Genomic DNA, 19,935 nt, shown 5'->3' with positions numbered 1-19,935 from the left:
GGGAGATTGTGTGATGGTTTACCGCCGACCTTTGGCATCTGGAGATTTGATCGAATGAACGCGTTCCATGAAGCGAGTCAGCATTTCTGACGGCTCGCTGGCCGGCCGTAGTAGATAGGTCGTGAGCATTGGCGAACGTCCAGTCAGCGGCCGTGCGACCACCCCCTGTTCCCTGCTGGCTGTGATATGCGCGCCTCCTGTGAGGCCTAGTGCAAGTCCCGCCGAAACCAGGACCATCATTAGATCGCTGGAAGTCACGCGTTCGGCAATCAGTGGCTCTATGTCCACGCGACGTAGCACCCGTTCAACTTGCCGAGCATGGCCCTCACACGCCACCGCGTCGCAGAGCACCAGCGGATACCGCAACAGCTCTTCTAGGGGAATCTGTTTGTGGGATAGCAAGGGGTGCCGTGCGGGCACAGCTACCATCAGAGGGTCACTCCACACCGGCACGGCGATGATGCCTTCGCCGACTTCATCCGATTGAGCGAAGCCGAGATCGTACAGTTCGCCACACAATCCCTTGATTTGCTGTGCCAAAGGCACCTCGAAGAAGCGAACTTCCACTTCCGGCTCTTCCTGCCGGCAGAGCGCCAACAACGCAGGCAGGCGCGATGGCGTGATTCCATCAGACAATGCAATACGGAGCTGGCAATGAAAGCCATTGGCTGCGGCGTTCACACTGTCGCGCGCCTGCTGCAAAGCTGCGAAGACACGCGGCACGCTCTCAAAGAAGAGCCTGCCCGCACGAGTCAAGCGGGTGCTCCGAGTGGTTCTCGCAAATAGCGCTACGCCCAACTCTTCCTCAAGTTCCTTGATGGCGCGCGACAGCGGCGATGTCTCTATGTGGAGGCGCTCTGCGGCTCGGGCAAAGTGCAGCTCCTCTGCCACCGCCAGAAAGTAGCGCAGGTGTCGAATTTCCATGTTCGCATTCCTCATCACTCAGGCCTCACCACCTTCGCCTTGCGTCACGCTATTTAGCTAGCCTTCGCAAGCTGCTCCAGCATGTTTCTGCGATCAAACAGGAGAGCCGGATAATGCTTTTGCCAGGACGCCCCATTGCATGGCTGTCTCGGCCCGCGTGCGGATCAGCGAAGCCTGCGCTGACAGCACCCCGGCCTCAGCCTCGGCCACCACCGTGGCGTCCACTTGTCCCGCCTCGAACAGACGTCGGCTGCGATCGAGCTGACGCTCCGCGACTGCGACACCCTCGGCCTGATGCTCCAGTGCTGCGTGCTGCGTATGCCAACCGAGATATGCGTTCTCTACGTCCTGCAAAGCACTCAACAAAGTGCGCTCGAACTCCGCACGGGCAGCTCGGCTGCGCGCCTCTCCGGTCTCGATGCCGGCACGGATCGCGCCACCATCGAAGATCGGCAACGACACCCCGGCCCCAAGTGAAAAAATGTTTCCAGTGATGCGGGTTCCCACACTCTCTACGCGCTGCCGTCCGCCGCTCAGGTCCAACACCAGCCTGGGGAAGCGTTCGCCTTCGGCTGCGTTCCAGCGCGCGGTTTCGGCGGCGAACTTCGCTTCGGCGGCGCGCACGTCGGGCCGCTCACTCAGCAGGTCCGCAGGTATGCGTGTCGGTGTCCAGTCCGGGACGGCGAGCGACGCAAGAGTTGGGGAAGCTGCAGGCGCTCCGGGCGTTTGTCCCACTAGTACATCGAGTGCATGCGTCGCCTCGCCGCGCGCACGCCGCAGTTGCTCTTGCTCCACGCGCAGTGCGACGACGCCGGCGCGGGTACGCTCGATGTCGAAGCCGGTAGCTTGTCCGGCCTCGAACTTCCGTTGCATCAGCAAGACGAGTCGTTCTGCGGATGCCAGCCGCGCCGCGGCTAGCGCTTCGAGCTCACTGGCTTGGCGCTGCTGCACAGCCGCCGACACTGTTTCAAACGCGACCTGCCACCGCGTGGCAACCCACGCTTGTTCGGCTGCCACCGCATCCAGGCGCGCACCTTCTGCTGCCTGCGAAAGCCGTCCCGACAGGTCTGCCTCCCACGATGCGGACAACGTGGCGCGGCCATCATTGCCGATTGCAACGTTCTCTGAATAGTCGCGTCCTCGAGTTGCCTGCGTGCCCGCGGACAACGAGGGGAGCAGGGAGGCCCGTGCTCGCCGCGTGGCGGCCGATGCCTCGTCCACGCGCGCTCGCGCAATCGTCAGTTCGGTATTGCGCTCCAGCGCCGCCCGGACCAAGGCATTGAGGTGCGGATCGCCGTAGGCCGTCCACCAATCGACGGGAAGAGTACGGCGGGACGATTTGTCCAAGATGCCTTCACCTCCCTCTTCATTTGAGAAATGGGCCGGTACATCCAGGCGAGGTGGATCGGCAGAGTGCGGGGCATGGCTGCAGGCCGCAAGAAGCAGTAGCGGAGAAATCATGGCAATGAGGCGATAGCGTTCAAGAATTTGAGACATGGCAGCTCCTTGCGCTCCGAAAAAGTCTTGACGGACTGTTGTATGGCTTCTACTATACCGTCTGGACTGTATATGACTCAAGCTTTTTTGGAGCACGACCATGCCGCCCCGCGCGAAAACAAAGTTGCCCCCCCCGTCCACTGCCCATAGCAGCGCCGATGCGCAGCCCGGCCTCCAGCAAGGAGCCCAGCGAACTCGCGACCGCATCCTGCAGGCCGCCCGCGAACTGGTGCTGGAGGAAGGTGCCAGTCGCTTGACACTGGACGCCGTCGTTGTGCGGGCCGGGTTGAGCAAAGGGGCGTTTCTCTATCACTTCAAGACCAAACGCGATTTGTTCGTGACACTGATCGACGAGATGATCCGGGCGTTCGACGCGGTACAAGCCAATCACGAGCGCAGGTTTGCCGGAGATCCGGACCCCTGGCTGTCGAGCCAGGTGGAAGCGATGCCCGACGACGAGATGCAGAAGATGGGCGCAGCGCTGCTCGCGGCAGCTGCGGAAGATCCAACACTTCTCGACCCACTGCGCGAGTGGTACCGCGTGCAGTACGAACGCGTGCGTCGATCCCCGCGTGGCACCGAGACCGCGGCACTCATCATGCTGGCATTGGATGGCGCCCTGTTCGCCGATCTTCTGGGTTTGCCAATACTCGCACCCGCAGAGCGGCGGCATTTCTTTCGGGCGCTCCAGGATCTCGCCTCGGGCCATCTCGAACTTGTCCCGGCAAAAGGACGCACATGAGTCGCGTCCGTAGCGGTGTCATGACCGCGTGCGCACCGCGCTCCTTGGCGGTTGCTTGCACACTATCCATTTCGACTCTGCTCTCAGGGTGCGGAAACTCGCAATCCACCGTATCCGAGCCTCCGCGCGCAGTGAAGCTCGCCGCCGCGCAGTCGGATCTCCCGCATAGCTCTCGCATCGAATTGACTGGCTCGGCGCGAGCAACCGAGCGCAGCATCCTAGGATTTGAAACAGGAGGACGGATCGCCAAGTTGAACGTCGACGTGGGTGAACGGTTCTCCCGCGGCCAAGTCCTGGCAGAACTTGATGCGCAACCTGACCGGCTTCGCGTGACACAAGCGCAAGCATCCCTGGCGGCCGCCGAAGCCGGCCTGATGGATCGACGTGTACAGACAGATCAACAGCGCCGGTTGCTCGAAAGCGAAGTCATCTCCCCTGCTGCGTTCGAGAGCGCGAAGGCGCAGCTAGCGGTCGCAGAGGGTCAAGCGCGCACTGCCAAGGCGGCGCTTGGCCTGGCCGAACGAGCACAACGTGGCACGATGATCGTCGCTCCTTTCGATGGTGTCGTGGCGGAAAAGCTGGCTTTGGCGTTCACCGACATTGCTGCTGGTGCGCCGGTATTTCAGGTCGACGGCGTGCGCAGTGGCACTGAGATCATCGCGAACGCGTCTACTACACAGGCACCTCACATAGATGTCGGCCAACGCGCAGAACTGAGCTGGAGCGGAGCCGAACAACCAATCCGAGCGGTGGTACGTCGTGTCGGTCTGCGCGCCGAAAATGGCTCGCTCCTACCCGTGGTGCTAGTGCCTGAAGATAACGCGCAAGCGCGCGCACTTCGGCCAGGTATTCCCGTACAGGTCGTGCTCGACGCACCTGCGGCAACCTCCAAGACCTCTCGGCCCGAGACTGTATCCATACCTTATGCCTCGCTGGTGCTCGGCACGAAGCCGGGCGAGGCTTCCGTCTTCGTCTACACCCCTGAAGATAAGAAGGTGCACCGTCGCGCGGTGCGCTTCACGCCGGTACAGGAAGGAGACAGCGCGCGCGTCCTCGCTGGACTCAAGCCCGGCGAGACGGTGGTTGCCGCCGGAGGAGGATGGCTCACCGATGGACAGCCAGTGACACCACTGGAAGCCACCACTCAATTGACCAAGCGCTAACGCGATCCACCAGGTTACTTCATCATGAAGATCACCGAGATGGCGCTGCGCGCCAGTCGACTTACCTACTTTGTAGCGCTCATCATTTTCGTCGCCGGCATCGCGACCTTCCTGAATTTTCCTTCTCAGGAGGAGCCGACTGTCACGGTCCGCGATGCGATGGTCACGGCGTTGAACCCGGGGCTGCCCGCCGAACGCGTTGAGCAACTCATTGCCCGGCCGATCGAGGAGCGCTTGCGCGAACTGGCAGAGGTCAAGCGCGTGACGAGCACCGTGCGCGCAGGCAGCGCCATGATCCAGGTCACGATCTGGGACCGCTACACCGACTTGGCACCGATCTGGCAGCGCGTCCGGGCCAAGGTCGCCGATTCGAAGGATGCCTTACCACAGAGCACGATGGGGCCTTTCGTCGACGAAGACTTCGGCCGCGTCGCGGTTGCCTCGATTGCGGTCACTGCACCAGGTTACTCCATGAGCGAGATGCGCGTCGCGCTCAAGCAGATGCGCGACCGCCTGTACACCGTGCCTGGTATTGAGCGCATCACTTTCTACGGCCTGCAGGAAGAGCGCGTCTATCTCGAATTCGATCGGCCTAGGCTCGCGCGATTGGAGCTGACACCACAGGGGGTGATCGACCAACTCGTCAAACAGAACGTCGTCGCTTCGGGTGGACAAATTGTTGTCGGCGGCATCAATGCAACCTTGGCGGTCAGTGGCGAAGTGCGTGACGCTCCCTCCCTGCGAGCAATGCCGATCGCGCTGCCACGACCGCAAAGTAGTACGGCGCCCGTGCCGACGATCGCATTGGGTGAACTGGCGCAGGTGAGTGTGCGGCCAGCCGATCCGCCGGAATCTGCTGCCATCTACAAAGGCCAGCCCGCTGTCGTCATGGCGGTTTCGATGGCCTCCGGTCAGAACGTGGAGCAGTTCGGAAAAGCGCTCAAAGCACGGGTTGCAGACCAGGAGAAGCTGCTGCCGGCGGGTTTCGATCTGTCATACGTCACTTTCCAGGCCGATGTCGTCAAGCACGAGATGGGCAAAATGAACCACGTCATGATGGAGACGATCATCGTCGTCCTCGGTGTCGTCGTGCTATTTCTCGGTTGGCGCACCGGGATCATCGTGGGCATGATCGTGCCGTTGACGATCCTCAGTGCACTCATCGTCATGCGCGCGATGAACATCGAGCTTCAGAACGTCTCGATGGGCGCCATCATCATTGCGCTCGGCTTGTTGGTGGACAACGGCATTGTGATTGCCGAAGACATCGAACGCCGCCTGGCCGGTGGCGAAGATCGTAAGCATGCCTGCCTCGAGGCGGGCCGCACGCTCGCCATTCCGCTGCTCACGTCCTCGCTCGTGATCGTGATCGTGTTCTCGCCGTTCTTTTTTGGCCAGAACGCCACGAGCGAGTATCTGCACAATCTCGTGGTCGTGCTGGCACTGACGTTGTTCGCTTCGTGGCTGCTGTGCCTGACTGTCACGCCCCTATTGTGCTACCACTTCGCCAAACCCCATCACAAGCAGGAGCAGGGCGACGCCTATGACACCCGCTTCTACCGTGGCTACCGGCGCGTACTGGAGTGGGTGCTCCACCATAAGGCGGTCTATGTAGCGTCGATGATCGCGGCGCTTGCCATTGCGCTGTATGGCTTCACCACCCTGCCGTACGATTTCATGCCCAAGTCCGACCGGCTTCAGTTCCAGATTCCGGTGCAGCTCGCCCCCGGTACCGACTCGCGCGAAACGCTCGCCCGCGTGAAGCAGATCAGTGGTTGGCTGGGCGACACGAACATCAATCCAGAAGTCTCCGATCACATCGGCTACGTCGCCGATGGTGGCCCGCGCTTCATCCTTAGCCTGAATCCACCACTGCCGGCATCGAACATCGCGTACTTCGTTGTCACATTGAAGCCGAAGAGCGACATCGACGCCGTCCTCGCCCGCACCCGCAGCTACTTTGCGCAAGCACATGGCGACGTGCGCGCCGAGCCCAAGCGTTTCTCGCTCGGTGCGACCGAGTCAGGGACTGCCATTTATCGCGTCAGCGGTCCGGATGAGGAGGTATTGTTGGGGGCCGCGTCCAAAATCGAAGCAGCGCTGCGCAAGCTGCCCGGCACCATCAACGTCAAGAACGATTGGGATACGCGCGTTGGCCGCATCGACGTACGGGTCGACCAGGACCGCGCGCGTCGGGCGGGCGTGACGACTGAAGACATCGCTGGCGGGCTGGATGTCCGCTACAGCGGCAGATCGATCTCGGTTATTCGCGACGGTGACACCTCCGTCCCGATCGTCCTGCGCAGTATCGTAAGCGAGCGTCGCAGCACGGCAGACGTAGGCGCGACGCTCATCTATCCCACCAACGGCGGTCCAGCGGTGACGCTGGCTCAGGTCGCAGACGTATCGCTCGCGAGCGAGCCCTCGGTCATCCAACGGCGCAATCTCATCCGCACGATCACCGTGCAAGGACAGAACACCTCTTACACCGCCCAGGAGATCATCAACCGCCTGGCGCCTAGCGTCGCTGCCCTGGACCTGCCCGCGGGCTACTCGGTTGAACTTGGCGGCGAGATCGAGGAAGCCGCCGAATCGAACGCCGCGCTGTCGACCTACATGCCCCTCGCATTTCTGGCGATGCTGATGCTGTTCGTATGGCAGTTCAATTCTTTCCGCAAGCTCGGTGTGATCCTCGCGACGATCCCTTTCACGCTTATCGGCGTGGTATTGGCTCTGAAGCTGACCGGCACACCTTTCAGCTTCATGGCGACCTTCGGCGTACTGGCCCTGTTCGGGATCATTGTCAACAACGCCGTGCTCTTGCTGGAACGCATCGACCAGGGGCTAGCGGAAGGCCTGCCACGCCATGAAGCCTTGGTTGGGGCCGCGATACAACGGCTTCGTCCAATCGTGATGACCAAGGTCACCTGCATTTCGGGACTGGTGCCACTCATGCTCTTCTCCGGACCATTATGGAAAGGGATGGCGATCGCGATGATCGGTGGGCTGGCACTCGGAACGCTGGTGACGTTGGGCTTGATTCCGCTGCTTTACGAAGTCCTGTTTGGAATCAAGCGAATTGGGCCGTGGAACCTGAGTGTCGCCACCGCGCATGGAGATCGCTCATGAGTCTCTTGCGAGCCGCCGCGTGCTGCGCATTCTCAGAATTCGTATGCACCCACGCTTCATGCGTATGTCTCGCTAGGCTTATGCGATTCAGCACCCATCCGCTGATCTGGAAATCCTGGTCGATTGTCATTGCCGCAGGGGTTCTAGGAGCGGGCTATCCACTGGGCCTGCGGGCCATCACGGCGGGCGGTCCGATGCGCTGGGTCGGCCTCTGTGTGGCAGTGACGTGCATGGCGGCCAGCGGCGCACTTTTGTGGTTCGCGCTCAAGCGGATTCCGATCAGCGCGGCCTCTGCAGCCTGGGCAGGAATCGGGCTACTTGGAAACTTGGGCGTCGGCGCCCTCCTACTAGGCGATGTCGCATCGGTAACGCGCTGGTCTGGCACCGCCCTCATCGCAGCAGGCATTGCCTGTCTTAGTTTCGTTTGATCAAGGAGACCCATTATGAAGAGCAAAACTGCATTGATCCGCGGCGGCATCTTTTTTTGCGTAGCAGGCGCGCTCTCTGGATGCGCGACCAACAGCATGACGCGCTCCGGATTTCTCGGCGACTACGAGAAGTTATCGCCGACACGATACGAGAACGTACTGATGTACCGCGCAGCGGGATTCGAGCCCAAGCGTTATGCCGCTGTCGTGGTGGAAGAAGCGCAGATCAAGACCGCCTCGGGTCGCATCGATGGGCTCGATGACGCGCAGCAGCGCGAAGTGCTAGACCATGTGACGAGCGAACTGAAACGCCAGGAAGGCAAAAGTCCCGCCCCCCCAGGTGGCGCGGGACAGGTTCGGGTGCGTGTAGCGGTCACCGAACTGCAGACACCGAATCGGGCAGTCAATGCAATGACGACCCTGCTGGTTGGACCCGTGACGACGGGTGGTGCCAGCCTAGAGTTCGAAGCAGTCGATTTAAGGACGGGACGCCGGGTTGCTGCCGCCAGTTGCTTCGAGCGCGGCAACGTCATTAAAGAGTTCGCCGGTTCGTACACATTGCTGGGTCATGCCAAAGCGGCGATCACGAACTGCATCGAGCGCATCGACAGCGCTTGGCGGGACACGCAGCCATGAGCAACGCTTCACAGGCTTGGCTCCGGCAGGATGCCATGGTCGGCGGTGATCACAAATGGCTGGCGGGTGGCGACTGGACGATAGAGCACTACGCCAGTCTGGCAAAATCCGTGTCCGCCGCCCGCATCAGTCATGCCGAGGGGTACGCCACTCCCTTACTCGACTGGACGCAAGTCCAGAGACTGGACACCGCCGGCGCGGCTCTGCTGGTGGAAATTCTCGGGCCAGACTCGATACTCGACCGGCCGGAGGCAGCTCCAAATCTGTCCTCGGATCGCCTCGCCCTAATGAGAGCGCTGGCCGCCGCTGCTACCGATCAGCAGAAGACGGAGAAAGCAGCGGTGAGCGGGAATCCTCTGCTCCGCGGTCTGGGACGCATAGGCCTGACCTTGGAACAGGGCTGTCGTGCGTGTCTTGGTCTGGCCGGGTTCGTGGGCCAGATCATCGAAACATGGAGCCGTACCGTTCGTCACCCGCGTCGCTGGCGCGCGACCTCGGTGATCGCTCAAATCCAGCGATCAGCGGTGGACGCCATTCCCATCGTGGCGCTACTGAGCTTCATGGTAGGAATGGTGGTGGCGTTCCTGGGAGCAACGGTGCTGGCCAACTTCGGTGCGAGCATCTTCTCGGTGCATCTGGTCGCCTTCTCGTTCATGCGCGAGTTCGGAGTGCTGCTCCCGGCCATATTGATTGCAGGCCGTACCGCAAGCGCGTACACCGCCCAAATCGGTTCGATGAAGGCAAATGAAGAGATCGATGCGCTTCGCTCCAACGCGCTCGACCCCATCGAGTTACTGGTGCTGCCACGCGTGCTGGCGCTTCTTGTGTCCTTGCCACTGCTCACCTTAGTAGGCATCTTGGCTGGCATTGCGGGCGGCGCCACCGTATGCGCACTGAGCTTGGAAATTCCTCCCGCACAGTTCCTTGCCATCGTGCAGGAAAAAATCGAGGTGCGCCATTTTCTTGTCGGAATGAGCAAGTCCCCGCTCTTCGCGGTGATGATCGCCGCTATCGGCTGCCATGAAGGGTTCAAGGTCGCCGGTAGCGCTGAGTCGGTAGGCGACCACACGACGTCTAGTGTCGTGCAATCAATCTTCATGGTGATCCTGATAGACGCCATCGCTGCACTGTTCTTCATGGAGATGGGCTGGTGAGCGCGGTGAAGCAAGACACCGACAACGGTGTGCGACACGCTATTGAAGTGCGCGGCCTGGACAACAGGTTTGGAACCCAGCAGGTCCATCAGGACCTAGACCTGGACGTGCGGCGCGGGGAAATCCTTGGCGTGGTGGGAGGGTCAGGCACCGGGAAATCCGTGCTCTTGCGTAGCGTCGTCGGGCTGCAGAAGCCGCATTCGGGCGTGGTCCGTATCGGGGGGCGCGACCTACTGCGAGCCCAATGGCTTGCGCGCGCGCGTATGGAGCGAAGGTTCGGCATTCTGTTCCAGAAGGGCGCGTTGTATTCATCGCTGACCGTCTTGGAGAACGTCGCTCTTCCTTTGATCGAGCATGTCGGTCTGGCGCGGCCTCTTGCCGAGCGTTTGGCAAGAAGCAAGCTGGGCTTGGTGGGGTTGCCTGCCGGAGCGGGAGACAAGTATCCGGCCTCGTTGTCCGGAGGCATGGTGAAACGAGCAGCACTGGCGAGAGCCTTGGCGCTTGATGCGAACATCCTGTTTCTTGACGAACCCACCGCAGGACTGGATCCAATCGGGGCTGCATCTTTCGACCAATTGATTCTGACCCTGCGCAATGCACTGGGCCTCACGGTGTTTCTGGTAACCCACGACCTCGATACGCTGTACACCATATGCGACCGTGTCGCGGTCCTGGCGAACCAGAAGGTACTCATCAACGACGGCATCGAGGCAGTCGAGCGCTTCAAGCACCCGTGGATACAGGAATACTTTCACGGCCCCCGTGGCCGTGCGGCCGCACAGGCCACTGGTGCTTCCAGCCAAGAGACGCAGCCATGAAACCCCTCCGCATCTGCATCATTCTTCCGTCGCGCACGCATTGGGCTGGGCGCACGCAATATTTAAACTCTGAGAACGAGGTGGTCTGATCATGGAACCACGTGCCCATCATGTATTCATTGGTCTGTTCGTCGTGCTGCTCGGTGCGATTGGTATTGGCTTCGCGCTTTGGCTCAGCGACACACGTTCCGACCACGATTACCAGTATTACCGGATTATGTTCGATGAGCCAGTGACCGGGCTTACGCCCGGCAGCCAGGTTCAGTACAGCGGAATCACGATTGGCGAAGTCGTTGCACTTTCTCTTTCACCGCGAGACCCAAGGCGGGCGATAGCGCGCGTACGCATCAATGCCACCATCCCGGTCCGGCAGGATACCCGCGCTGAATTGGTCATCACGGGAATTACCGGCAACGCGGTGATCGAGTTGAGCGACGGTGGGCCAAACGTGCCATTGCTGGATCGGAGAGAGGACGAGGAACCGTTGATCCTCGCACCACGTTCGGCGATGGCATCCCTGGTCTCCGGTGAGGGGAACAGCATGACGACACTCAACGGCATCTTGCTGCGCACGCAGGAGTTACTGTCGAAGGAGAATTTGGCTCTTGTGCACCGCAGTCTGGTGAATCTTGAACAGACCACGGGCGCGGTCGCTGACCAGAGGGCCGAGATCGCGACGTTAATCAGCAATCTGACCGAAGCAAGCAGAGAATCGACAGCTGCCGTGCGCCAAGCAAATAGCACTCTTCGCGATGCCAACCTGCTACTAAATAACGATGGTAAGCAAATCATGGTGAACACGCGTGATGCAACGGCATCCCTCGAACGCGCCGCTTTCAGGGTTGAGACGCTACTGCAAAACAATCAGGAATCGCTGAACCAGGGCTTGGCCGCCACAGGTCCTGCCATGCACGAACTCCAGCAGGCGCTGGCCAATCTAAACACCGTGCTGCGCCGACTGGATCGCAATCCGGCGCAATACCTGCTCGGTGGAGAGAACATTGAGGAAACCAAGCCGTGAACACTTCCGCCAGGATGATTCCCGTCGCTGCCGTGACTATGACGCTAGTACTCGGCTTGTCCGCGTGCAGTGTGCTTCCCAAAGCAGCTCCAATGGTCACCTACAAATTGCCCGACTATCACATCGCCCAGGCGGAGAGTACGCCGCGCGCCGTTCCGGGACCCGGGGCGCTGCGCGTCTACGCCCCTGAGAGTAGTCGCGTCCTGGATTCGGAGCGGCTGTTCATTGCGCAGCCCGATGGTCGCTTGTCGGCTTGGCAAGGAGTGCGTTGGGCCGACCCCGCACCGGTGCTGCTGCGTGACCGAATCGTCGAAGCCTTCATGCGCGATGGGCGGTCGACTTCCGTGATTACCGATAGCACCCCAATGAGCGCCGATATGGAGTTGCGCAGTACGCTGCGGGCGTTCCAGCTCGAATACCGCGGCACTGAAGCGATCGCCGCGGTTCGGCTCGATGTGCAACTGGTCGATCCGGCCAAACGGACTGCTATTGCCAGTAGACGCTTCGAAGCAATCCAAGCCACAGGCAGCAAGCGAGAGGCCGATGTGGTGAGCGCGTTCGGTGTCGCCACGGATATATTGGCCGGGCAGATCGTTGAATGGGCAGTTCAGGTCGGGGCAGCGCGTTTGCGAGTTGCACCGGAATTGGCAAGCAACCATGCACCCACAGCGTCGTCGATAAGCACAGACTAGTCGTCTTAACGGAGCACAGAAGCTAGGGCCAAAACGCTGCTCGACACCTTAACTCGGTACGACAGCCTACGGCCCCGATCCAATCCCAGGACCTCTTTGCCGTCCAACCTCCCATGACACACCGCCGCCGCGTACAGTCGCGGCGATCTGCTGCCCCAGTCGTGGCTCGATTATCGGCCGCCAAGGCACCAGACTGAATCCCATGCCGTCATCGAGCAGCGCATAGCGACCGCTGGCGAGCATGACCGAGCGCCGGTAGATGCCGGCTACGCGCTGCCCGTCTGTGACGTGCCGATGCTCCAATCCGCTATCGGCGGCAATGTGCTGGGCGGCCTGCGCCAGCTCCCGATTGCGCAGCGTTTCCAGCAGATTCCGGGAGAGAATCAGCCGCTGCCCGCGCCGCTGGGCCAGCCCCTGTTCTTCGAGGAAGTCGGCGCGCTGCTGCAAGGCTTGCCTAGCATCGCCGCCAAAGCCCAGGTCGCCCAGTCCCTTGCCGCCGCCGATCAACTGCTGATCCAGCCAGGTCGCGCCGATGACGCGGGCCTGCCGTTCAATCGGCAGATGCGATTTCAGTTCGACCGCCACGCCGCCCAGCCGCTGCGCGTCGTACTGGCGGCCACGCTCGGCCAAGTCGTCCGGCACCTTCCATAACCCCTCGGCCACGCGCTCCACGATGCCGGCCCGCCGTAGGGCTTCCAGCCGGCGGATATGGGCCGCCACAGCCTCTTGCGGGTCGCGGCCGGGCTTGGCTCGGCCTTGCTCGATCGCCAGGTGGTGATCGGTGCGGTACAGGCCATTGCTCGCCAGCGTGGCGATGTTCTTGTCGGCCGCCCGCACCTCGGCGGAACCGCGTACCTCCACCACCGCGCCGATGGGATAGTTCGCCAGCTCGTCGCGGGCGTCCAACGCGACGTAGTGGGCTTTGCCGTCCAACCCGTCGATGACCAGATAGCCGCGGTCGTGCAGCTCGTCGGCCAGACCCTTAGCAGCCACGCGACCGACGATAGTGCGGCCGTCGTCGCCCGGCTCGAACACCGCCAGCTCGCGAGGCTTGCCGCTCATGGCCCGCTGCATCGTTCGGATGATGTCGCCACGCTCGCCCAGGGCACGCAAGGTCTTCTCCGCGTCCGCATGGACGGCCCAGGTGCCGGGCTGCACCTCGTCGGCCAGGCCCAGGCGCTGCAAGTGTTGCAGGCGGCCGATCAGCAGCAGGCGCTGGCGTTGCAGCCGGGGTTCGTTGAAGCGTTCGATCTGCACCCGGCCATCCTCGCCGGCCTCGCGCTGCAACGTGCGGTCGAGGCTCGTCCACCGCTCTTGCTCCACCTCGCGCTGCAAGGTCTGCTGGATCTCCAGTTCGGTGCGCGGCCCCAGCCATTCCGTCGCCAGCTCGGCGGCGCGATGGCGGAAGCCGTGGGCGATGTAGTCGCCCGCGATGATGAGGTCTTTGCCGGTATCGTCGCGTCCGCGCACGATCAGGTGCGTGTGCGGGTTGTCGGTGTTCCAGTGATCGACCGCCACCCAATCCAGCCGCGTCCCCAGGTCGGCCTCCATCCGGTTCATCAGGTGCCGGGTGTAGGTGCGCAGGTCGTCCAGCTCCGCACTGTCTTCAGGTGAGACGATGAAGCGGAAATGATGTCGGTCGTCCTGGCAGCGTTCCTTGAAGGCATCGAGGTCGGCTTCGTCGGTCTGCGGCCCGTAGGCACGGCCCGGCTCGCCGTTCCGGCCGGCACCGTCGCGCTCGATGTAGCGCAGGTGCTTGGCGAGCGACTGCGGACTGGCGTTGCGCTGGTTGACCAGCAGCGTCTTGATGGTCACGCGCCGTGACATAGGGGTCAGCTTTGCGCCTGCGAAGCGCGCCGCCGTATGGCCGCGTCCAAGCCGTGAGCCGGGCCGCTGGCCGGCGTGCTGGCCGCTCCCGCCAGCGGTAGGACGGCGCACCGCCGACTTGCCGCCGCTGGCCTTGCCAGCCTGCTTGAGCACCTTGGAAACGAAGCTCTGGCCCTGGCCTTTGCCTCGGTTCTTCGGCGCGCCAGGGCGCACCCAGAAATCATGGTCGCCGCGGTCGGTCATGGCTGTGCTCCCTGCAAGCTCCGGCGTGTCCGAGCGTGCGAAGCACGCGGACATGCCTGCATCGGCGCGTGCCTCGCGCCCCACGCGGCACGGCGGCGAAGCCGCGCCGTGCCGCGCCACCCCCACGTGCAGACTGGCTTTGCGGGCGGCAGAGTGCCGAACCCTTTTGTCTTGCCTTCCGCCTTTGCCCCTCGCTCCCGCTCCGGGCATCGGCGGCCCGGCGGCGCTGCTGCACGAGCAGCCAGCCCGCCGGCGAACACGCCAATGGCCGCAGGCCAGGCGCGTTCGAGGCAAGACGCCTGCACGTTGGGCGGCTGCGCCGAAGGCAGCGCGAAGTGCGGTGCGAATGCACCCGCACTGCACGCGCGACGACACGGCGACGAACAGTAGAACGACATGCCCGATGGCACGATGAGAGGCGCGGCAAAGTGCAGCGAATCGGCGGCCATCATGGACGTGTCTCCAGCCAGATCGGATGCGCAACGCCGATCACGGCGAACGCGCTGACCGGCCCGAAATAGCGGCTGTCGAACGACGCCGGGTTGGTCGCGCTCAACAGGAACAGTTCGCCCGGTTGGAGACGGCGGCAAAGCTGCAAGGATGGCAGCGGCCGGCCCAGCCGGTCGGCAGGCAGGGCGGCGGCCACCGGCACGCCGTCGATGCGAACCTGGCCGGCGACGATGCAAACGTGTTGTGGCGCGACTGCGCCCACACGTTTGAGCAGCGGAACGCGGGTCGGCAGGTAGCCGCGCTGCGCAGCCAGCATGGCGGCCCTGTCGGGCAGCGGCATCAGCACGATGCTGTCCACGGACAGCGGACGTGGCCGCGAGGCGGTGCGCGGGTCGAACGGTTCGATGCGATACCAACCGACCGCCACGCTGTCGGACGGGTTGTAGGCCATTCGCGGCAGGGGCTGCACGAACGCCGCCCAGGCCAGCGCAGCGAGGCCGACGGTGGCGAAGCCTGCCAGCACGAGGCGAGCGCGCAGGCGCGAGCGAGGATGCGGCACGGGGCCGGTCGTGGAAATCGTGGTCATGGCAATGCCCTCCCGGCCAGCCAGGCGGCGTGCCGTTCTGCGGTGTATGTGGGTAGCGCCGAGCGCGCTGCGAGCCGGTTCGCGAGCGTGCGCCAGTACGCGGGCGATGTGTCTGCGGCTGCGATGCCCAGCGCCTCGATGCCGTCGATGCGTTCCAGCACGGCGCGCACGTTGGCATCGCCTTCGGCGTGCAGCAGCAGACGCGCGCCCGGCTGCACGCCGGGGATGCGCTGCACGGCGTCCAGCGGCGTGGCGGTCTGCATCACCATGAGCTGCCAGCGGATCGTGCCGTAGTCGTTGGCCTGCCAACGGATGCGGCACAGAACCGCGTTCGGCAGGAACACGGCGCAGCGCCGCCAGCGGTCGAGCTGGAGCGTGCGCGCCGGTTCGCCGAAGCGCAGGTAGAGCTTGAAGCGCGGTTCGATGTAGGCCAGCGCCACGCGCGTCAGCGGCACGTTGCCGGCCTGGCCGGCGAGTGTCGAAGGCGCCGGCGGCGGCGCAGCCGTGGGCGCACTTGCTTTGGGGGTGTGGGCGGTCGAAGCGGATGCGTTCACGGCGTGCCCTCCGGGGGAAACTCCCGCTCCAGCAGGTCGCGCAGCAGTTCGGCTACGGTCACGCCTCGCGTGAAGGCCGACACCTTGATGCGCGCCCGCATGGCGGGCGTGATGTCGAGCGTCAGTCGAGCGGTGTAGAGGTCGCCTTTCTGCACGGCATCTGCGTCGCCCTGGCGAATCCACGCTTCGGCGTGCGGATTCGCTGGGGGACGCGCACCGATGCCGACGCGCTTGCTGCGTGGTGGTGGCTTCCCAGTCATGTCGGCCACCGCAGCAGTTCGTCGGTGAGCGCGGCGATCTCGCGGGCAGCGGCGCTGTCGGGCGCGGTTTCGCGGGCGAGCCGGCCAGCGGCTACGCTGTCGGCAAAGACGATGCGCTGGTGGATCTCCGAGCGCAGCGCGGGCAGCGGCTGTTCGGCCAGCGATTGCCGTGCCTCCCTGCCGATGATGGTGGTGCTGACGCGCCGGTTGATGACGAAGGCCGCGCGCAGCGCTGGCCGGAACACCTGTGCTTCGCGGATCAGTGCGACCATCTCGGCAGAAGCCCATACGTCGTAGGGGCTGGGCTGCACGGGGATCAGCACGCGCTCGGCCGCCAGCAGCGCGGAACGCGCGAGGGCGGCGATGCGCGGCGGGCCGTCGATGATGATGTGATCGGCCCGCCTGGCGAGTTCTGGCGCTTCCTGATGCAGCGTTTCGCGGGCAAGGCCCACGGCGCTGAACAGACGGGGCAGGCCCTGCTGGCTACGCCGCTGCGTCCAGTCGAGCGATGACCCCTGCGGGTCGGCATCCAGCAGGATGACATGCAGGCCGCGCATCGCCAGTTCGCCGGCGATGTGCGTGGCGAGCGTGGTCTTGCCGACGCCGCCTTTCTGGTTGAGAAACGCGAAGATCATGGCGCGGCCCTCCGAGCTGGAAAGCCGGCCTGGCCGTGCCGTTTCGTGGTTGTCCACCGAAACGGCGCGCTTCTACTAAAAGTTATGTATTTCTTGTTAGGTAAGTTAGAGGGAACGCAAACCCGCGCCGTTGTTGGCTTTCCGGCGTTTTCGTACTCCTGATAGCACGAGGGTCGTACTCCTGATAGCACGATACCCGGTACTCCTGATAGCACGAGGCCGTCCACAGGTTCTCCCGCAGTTATCCCCGTGCCGCGTGCGGCACGGGCCGGAAGGTCAGCAGCTCGGTGTTGTCGTCCGGCATCCGCTCGATGCCGAGGACGTAGCCGGGCAACGACTGCCGCGCCACCAGGGCGCGCACGTCGTAGGCGAAGTCCGAGAAGCGGGCCGCGCTGCCGGATTTGCGGTACAGGTGTCGGAAGTCGAATTGCCAGCCGTGCTCCTGCCGCCCGCCATGCTTGCGCACCAGGCGGTACAGCCAGCGTTCGATACCGCCCTTCAAGCGGAAATAGGCCGGGTCGATGGTCAGCACCAGGGCGGCGTCGAGCACGCCGGCATAGAACCAGTCCGGCAAGATCAGCTCGATGCCCAGCGGGGTGCCGCTGGCGTCGGCGAGTTCCTTCCACTCGTTGATCCACGAGAAGCGATGCAAGCGCCTTCCCGTGGTTTCGCGGATGGACGTGGCCACCGTGGTCGATTGCAGCCGGTCGAGGGCGGCCTTCAGGCGCTGGTAGTCGTTGAGGGACGTGCCGCGCCCGATGAAGCGCAAAATCTCGTAAGGCGTGGCGCGTATCCAGCGCGACGGGCGCAGGCCCGCGTCGCGCGCCTCCACGATCTGCGAGGCGGCCCATATCAGCACGTCGGCATCCCATATCGTTGCGATGCCGTGCTCCTGCGTGCCTTCCACGCGAATGGTGACGTTCCCGCTGCGGAAGTCGATCGGCGCCGTGCGCCGCGACTTGGCAAGCGAGAAGAACGGAAAGGCCATCAAGTCCTGGGAATCGCGTGGCGCCATGTCGCCCGGCAGCGCGCGGAACAGATCGAGCTGTTCGCGCTGCGGCAAGGCTTGCCCTGGCGGGCTGGACATGGCGAAGGCCACCCACGCGCCGACGATCAGCGGCCATCACGGTAGTCGCCCGCGTGGCGCTCGGCGTATTCGGGATCGGACGTGGCCTCGTAGCTGCGCTGGTCGGCCCAGGCATCGAGGTCGGACACCGCGTACATGACGCGGCGGCCGAACTTGCGGAACTTGGGGCCGCCGCCGATCACCCGCTGCTTCTCCAGCGTGCGCGGCGACAGCCGCAGGTAGTCGGCGGCTTCGTCGTTTGTCAGGTAGCGTTGAGGCTGCGAGGTCGCAGTGACGGCAGCGGCGGCAGGCCGCGAGGGAGCAGGTCGCATGGGATGTACCTCCATCAAGCCCGGCCACACCACGCGGCCGGATAGAGGCACTCTCAAGAAAGCAAGGCTTCTTGCTAAGGGACGATTCGCACGGGTCGAGAAACGTCCCCCCTAATGCGACGGGAACATTGGAAGCTGCGCTAGTCGGCGGTAGCCGCCGTGCATCAGCTCATCGCCGCGGCGTACCAGCCGCCGTACGCGGGCACGCAATGCACTGTCTTTGTGCCAGTCGGCCGCGACGGCATCCGCGCCGAACAGACCTTCGCCCACCTCGCGCAAGGAGGCTCCCGCGAGGGTCGCGTCGAGCGCTTGCAAGGTATGCAGTTCCAGCAGCGCGGCGGGCGTGGGGCGGGAGCGGGCTGTTGCCACAGGCGTGGCCACGGTTGCGGCAGATAGCGCATCCAGCTTCGCAGCGAGCGTGCGGTAGCGCGCACAGGGCGTGGCGCAGGCGCGTGTGGCGTAGAGATAGGCCGAACCATCTTCCAGGTCGGGTGCGAGTGCCAGCCGAACGCAGCAGCCTGGCCAATGCGATACGAGCACCAGGCGCTTGCCGTCGTGGGTCAGTTGCTTGCGCCCAGGAATGCGCCAGAACTCGAAGGTATGCGCATCGGGTGGTGGGTCGGCGTCGGGGTATAGCTGCACCACGGCATCGTGATCGGGGAACCAAGCAGGATGTGCGTCGCGCGCATCCAGGCCGGGATCTTCCAGCAGGCGCAGGCCCCAGGCCTGCGCCGCATCAGGCTTGCGACGCCGGCGTAGCCAGTCGCGCCGGTAGCTTGGATTCCTGCGCAAATACTCCCAAGCCAGCGCTGGGCCATCGAGGTGCAGCGTGTAGAGATACGCGGCCGTGGGATACCAGTGTTGGCTGCTGCGGTCAGTCATGGCGAAACCTCCCTGTTTCTGGGAACGTCGCCACAATTCCGCTGTGCGGGAGCTATCGAATCGCCATCAAGTGGTCATCAAACTCGGGTTACGCTTTAACTGCTGGTGTCAAGACAGATTCGCTCCAGTGCATTGCCGAAATCGTCTAAATGCGACGACTGCACCGCCCGGAAATGGGGTGCAGCATTGAACACCGTGCCGAATCTCGCGCCTGGCATCATGACTGTTTTGGTCAGGAGCGCACCACCCTGGTGCAAGCATGCGGATCAAGACTTGCCAGGTCTTGGCTAAGACCGAAATAGTCACAATGCGATACTTTTTGCCTGGTCGCGCTGGAATGCGTCAATCGGTGATCGAACCGTTTTCCTGAGCCAGTCGAACGTATTCCGACAGCGGCCGCGTCGGCTGGAAATACCGATCTCGTATCACGGGCTGCTTGAGCGGCCCGACGATGGACGCCAGATCGGACAGCTTCACCGTCGCCAGGGCAGGCATCCCGATCCCGAGGTCGATCAGGCCGTAGGCCGTATCGCCATCGGTCGGATCGAGCGCGGCCAATAGCCAGGTCGCATGTGCGTCCGGTGTGAACAGGCGCACCACGGGCAGCGGGTCACATTCCTGGCCTGCGGCGCGGGTGAGGCCGTGGGCCAGTAGGTGCACCCGGTCTTCCTCGGTGACAAGCGTGGTCAAGGCCGCGCCCCTTCCACGAACACACGCAATCGCCGAGGCGCATCTGTGCCTGCGGACGGATGCACGTATGCGCAAGCGCACGAAGCCGCAAAAGCGGAGAGGCACGAAGGCGTATTGGTGGAAGTCAGGAAAGACACGGATGCGGTTCCCTGGGTCTGAGGAAATCCGCAGATGCGGATCTCCGTAAAAGCACGGAAAAGGAAAAC

General features: G+C 63.5%; 20 protein-coding genes. 9 read left to right on the top strand and 11 right to left on the bottom strand.

Annotated elements, in window-relative coordinates; genetic code table 11:
- Positions 1-18 precede the first annotated feature (18 nt).
- Together JFT66_RS21560 and JFT66_RS21555 are read right to left on the bottom strand one after the other, a co-directional pair.
- The gene (locus JFT66_RS21560; protein ID WP_000405670.1) at positions 19-924 is read right to left on the bottom strand and encodes a LysR family transcriptional regulator; all 906 of its coding nucleotides are present in this window, start codon (positions 922-924) and stop codon (positions 19-21) included.
- Between the two features lie 93 nt (positions 925-1,017).
- A complete protein-coding gene (locus tag JFT66_RS21555) occupies positions 1,018-2,421 on the bottom strand; it encodes an efflux transporter outer membrane subunit (RefSeq protein ID WP_000078291.1) in 1,404 nt (467 codons plus the stop codon).
- 100 nt (positions 2,422-2,521) lie between these two features.
- On the opposite strand from JFT66_RS21555, the gene JFT66_RS21550 reads away from it, so the two are divergent.
- The 9 genes from JFT66_RS21550 to JFT66_RS21510 all read left to right on the top strand — a co-directional run bounded on the left by JFT66_RS21550 (position 2,522) and on the right by JFT66_RS21510 (position 12,204).
- Complete coding sequence (locus JFT66_RS21550) at positions 2,522-3,163, top strand: TetR/AcrR family transcriptional regulator (protein WP_023093369.1); 642 nt, start codon at positions 2,522-2,524, stop codon at positions 3,161-3,163.
- Positions 3,164-3,294: 131 nt separating this feature from the next.
- Positions 3,295-4,326, top strand: a complete 1,032-nt coding sequence (locus JFT66_RS21545) for an efflux RND transporter periplasmic adaptor subunit (RefSeq protein ID WP_225984323.1) — start codon at positions 3,295-3,297, stop codon at positions 4,324-4,326.
- Positions 4,327-4,350: 24 nt separating this feature from the next.
- Complete coding sequence (locus JFT66_RS21540) at positions 4,351-7,455, top strand: efflux RND transporter permease subunit (protein WP_003092293.1); 3,105 nt, start codon at positions 4,351-4,353, stop codon at positions 7,453-7,455.
- Entirely contained in the window at positions 7,452-7,883 is a 432-nt protein-coding gene (locus tag JFT66_RS21535) for a DMT family transporter (protein ID WP_000055206.1), read from the top strand. The genes JFT66_RS21540 and JFT66_RS21535 overlap by 4 nt, the downstream gene beginning before the upstream one ends.
- A 15-nt stretch (positions 7,884-7,898) precedes the next feature.
- Positions 7,899-8,519, top strand: a complete 621-nt coding sequence (locus JFT66_RS21530; protein ID WP_000837791.1) for a DUF3313 family protein — start codon at positions 7,899-7,901, stop codon at positions 8,517-8,519.
- Positions 8,516-9,673 carry an MlaE family ABC transporter permease gene (locus JFT66_RS21525; protein WP_000063629.1) on the top strand — a complete coding sequence of 386 codons (1,158 nt, stop codon included), beginning with the start codon at positions 8,516-8,518 and terminating at the stop codon, positions 9,671-9,673. The genes JFT66_RS21530 and JFT66_RS21525 overlap by 4 nt, the downstream gene beginning before the upstream one ends.
- Positions 9,674-9,678: 5 nt before the next feature.
- Positions 9,679-10,491 (top strand): ABC transporter ATP-binding protein, encoded by an 813-nt coding sequence (locus tag JFT66_RS21520; protein WP_024944155.1) that lies wholly within the window; start codon positions 9,679-9,681, stop codon positions 10,489-10,491.
- Positions 10,492-10,582: 91 nt separating this feature from the next.
- Entirely contained in the window at positions 10,583-11,512 is a 930-nt protein-coding gene (locus JFT66_RS21515) for an MlaD family protein (RefSeq protein WP_000433686.1), read from the top strand.
- Positions 11,513-11,604: 92 nt separating this feature from the next.
- Entirely contained in the window at positions 11,605-12,204 is a 600-nt protein-coding gene (locus JFT66_RS21510; RefSeq protein ID WP_003124411.1) for an ABC-type transport auxiliary lipoprotein family protein, read from the top strand.
- 66 nt (positions 12,205-12,270) lie between these two features.
- Here the strand turns inward: JFT66_RS21510 and JFT66_RS21505 are convergent, their stop codons facing one another.
- The 9 genes from JFT66_RS21505 to JFT66_RS21465 form a co-directional block, all read right to left on the bottom strand.
- Positions 12,271-14,274 (bottom strand): relaxase/mobilization nuclease domain-containing protein, encoded by a 2,004-nt coding sequence (locus tag JFT66_RS21505; RefSeq protein WP_000132148.1) that lies wholly within the window; start codon positions 14,272-14,274, stop codon positions 12,271-12,273.
- 448 nt (positions 14,275-14,722) lie between these two features.
- A complete protein-coding gene (locus JFT66_RS21500) occupies positions 14,723-15,310 on the bottom strand; it encodes a S26 family signal peptidase (protein ID WP_003092304.1) in 588 nt (195 codons plus the stop codon).
- The gene (locus JFT66_RS21495) at positions 15,307-15,864 is read right to left on the bottom strand and encodes a DUF2840 domain-containing protein (RefSeq protein ID WP_023093372.1); all 558 of its coding nucleotides are present in this window, start codon (positions 15,862-15,864) and stop codon (positions 15,307-15,309) included. The genes JFT66_RS21500 and JFT66_RS21495 overlap by 4 nt, the downstream gene beginning before the upstream one ends.
- On the bottom strand, positions 15,861-16,124 hold the full coding sequence (locus tag JFT66_RS21490) for a hypothetical protein (RefSeq protein WP_000147048.1): 264 nt from the start codon (positions 16,122-16,124) through the stop codon (positions 15,861-15,863). The genes JFT66_RS21495 and JFT66_RS21490 overlap by 4 nt, the downstream gene beginning before the upstream one ends.
- Complete coding sequence (gene parA / locus JFT66_RS21485; protein ID WP_003092312.1) at positions 16,121-16,759, bottom strand: ParA family partition ATPase; 639 nt, start codon at positions 16,757-16,759, stop codon at positions 16,121-16,123. Before parA ends, JFT66_RS21490 begins: the two co-directional genes overlap by 4 nt.
- Before the next feature lie 241 nt (positions 16,760-17,000).
- Entirely contained in the window at positions 17,001-17,846 is an 846-nt protein-coding gene (locus JFT66_RS21480) for a replication initiator protein A (protein ID WP_022652188.1), read from the bottom strand.
- Positions 17,847-17,872: 26 nt separating this feature from the next.
- On the bottom strand, positions 17,873-18,157 hold the full coding sequence (locus JFT66_RS21475; RefSeq protein WP_001247107.1) for a helix-turn-helix transcriptional regulator: 285 nt from the start codon (positions 18,155-18,157) through the stop codon (positions 17,873-17,875).
- A gap of 111 nt (positions 18,158-18,268) precedes the next feature.
- Positions 18,269-19,039 carry a DUF2285 domain-containing protein gene (locus tag JFT66_RS21470; RefSeq protein ID WP_003092318.1) on the bottom strand — a complete coding sequence of 257 codons (771 nt, stop codon included), beginning with the start codon at positions 19,037-19,039 and terminating at the stop codon, positions 18,269-18,271.
- 342 nt (positions 19,040-19,381) lie between these two features.
- Positions 19,382-19,729, bottom strand: coding sequence for a DUF2958 domain-containing protein (locus JFT66_RS21465; protein ID WP_016487838.1), 348 nt, complete (start codon positions 19,727-19,729; stop codon positions 19,382-19,384).
- Between the last annotated feature and the right edge of the window lie 206 nt (positions 19,730-19,935).

Source organism: Pseudomonas sp. MF6755 (genome assembly GCF_016405635.1).
Lineage (GTDB): Bacteria > Pseudomonadota > Gammaproteobacteria > Pseudomonadales > Pseudomonadaceae > Aquipseudomonas > Aquipseudomonas haemolytica.
The sequence above is the reverse complement of the archived record's forward strand: the minus strand, read 5'-3'. Positions and strand labels throughout refer to the sequence as shown.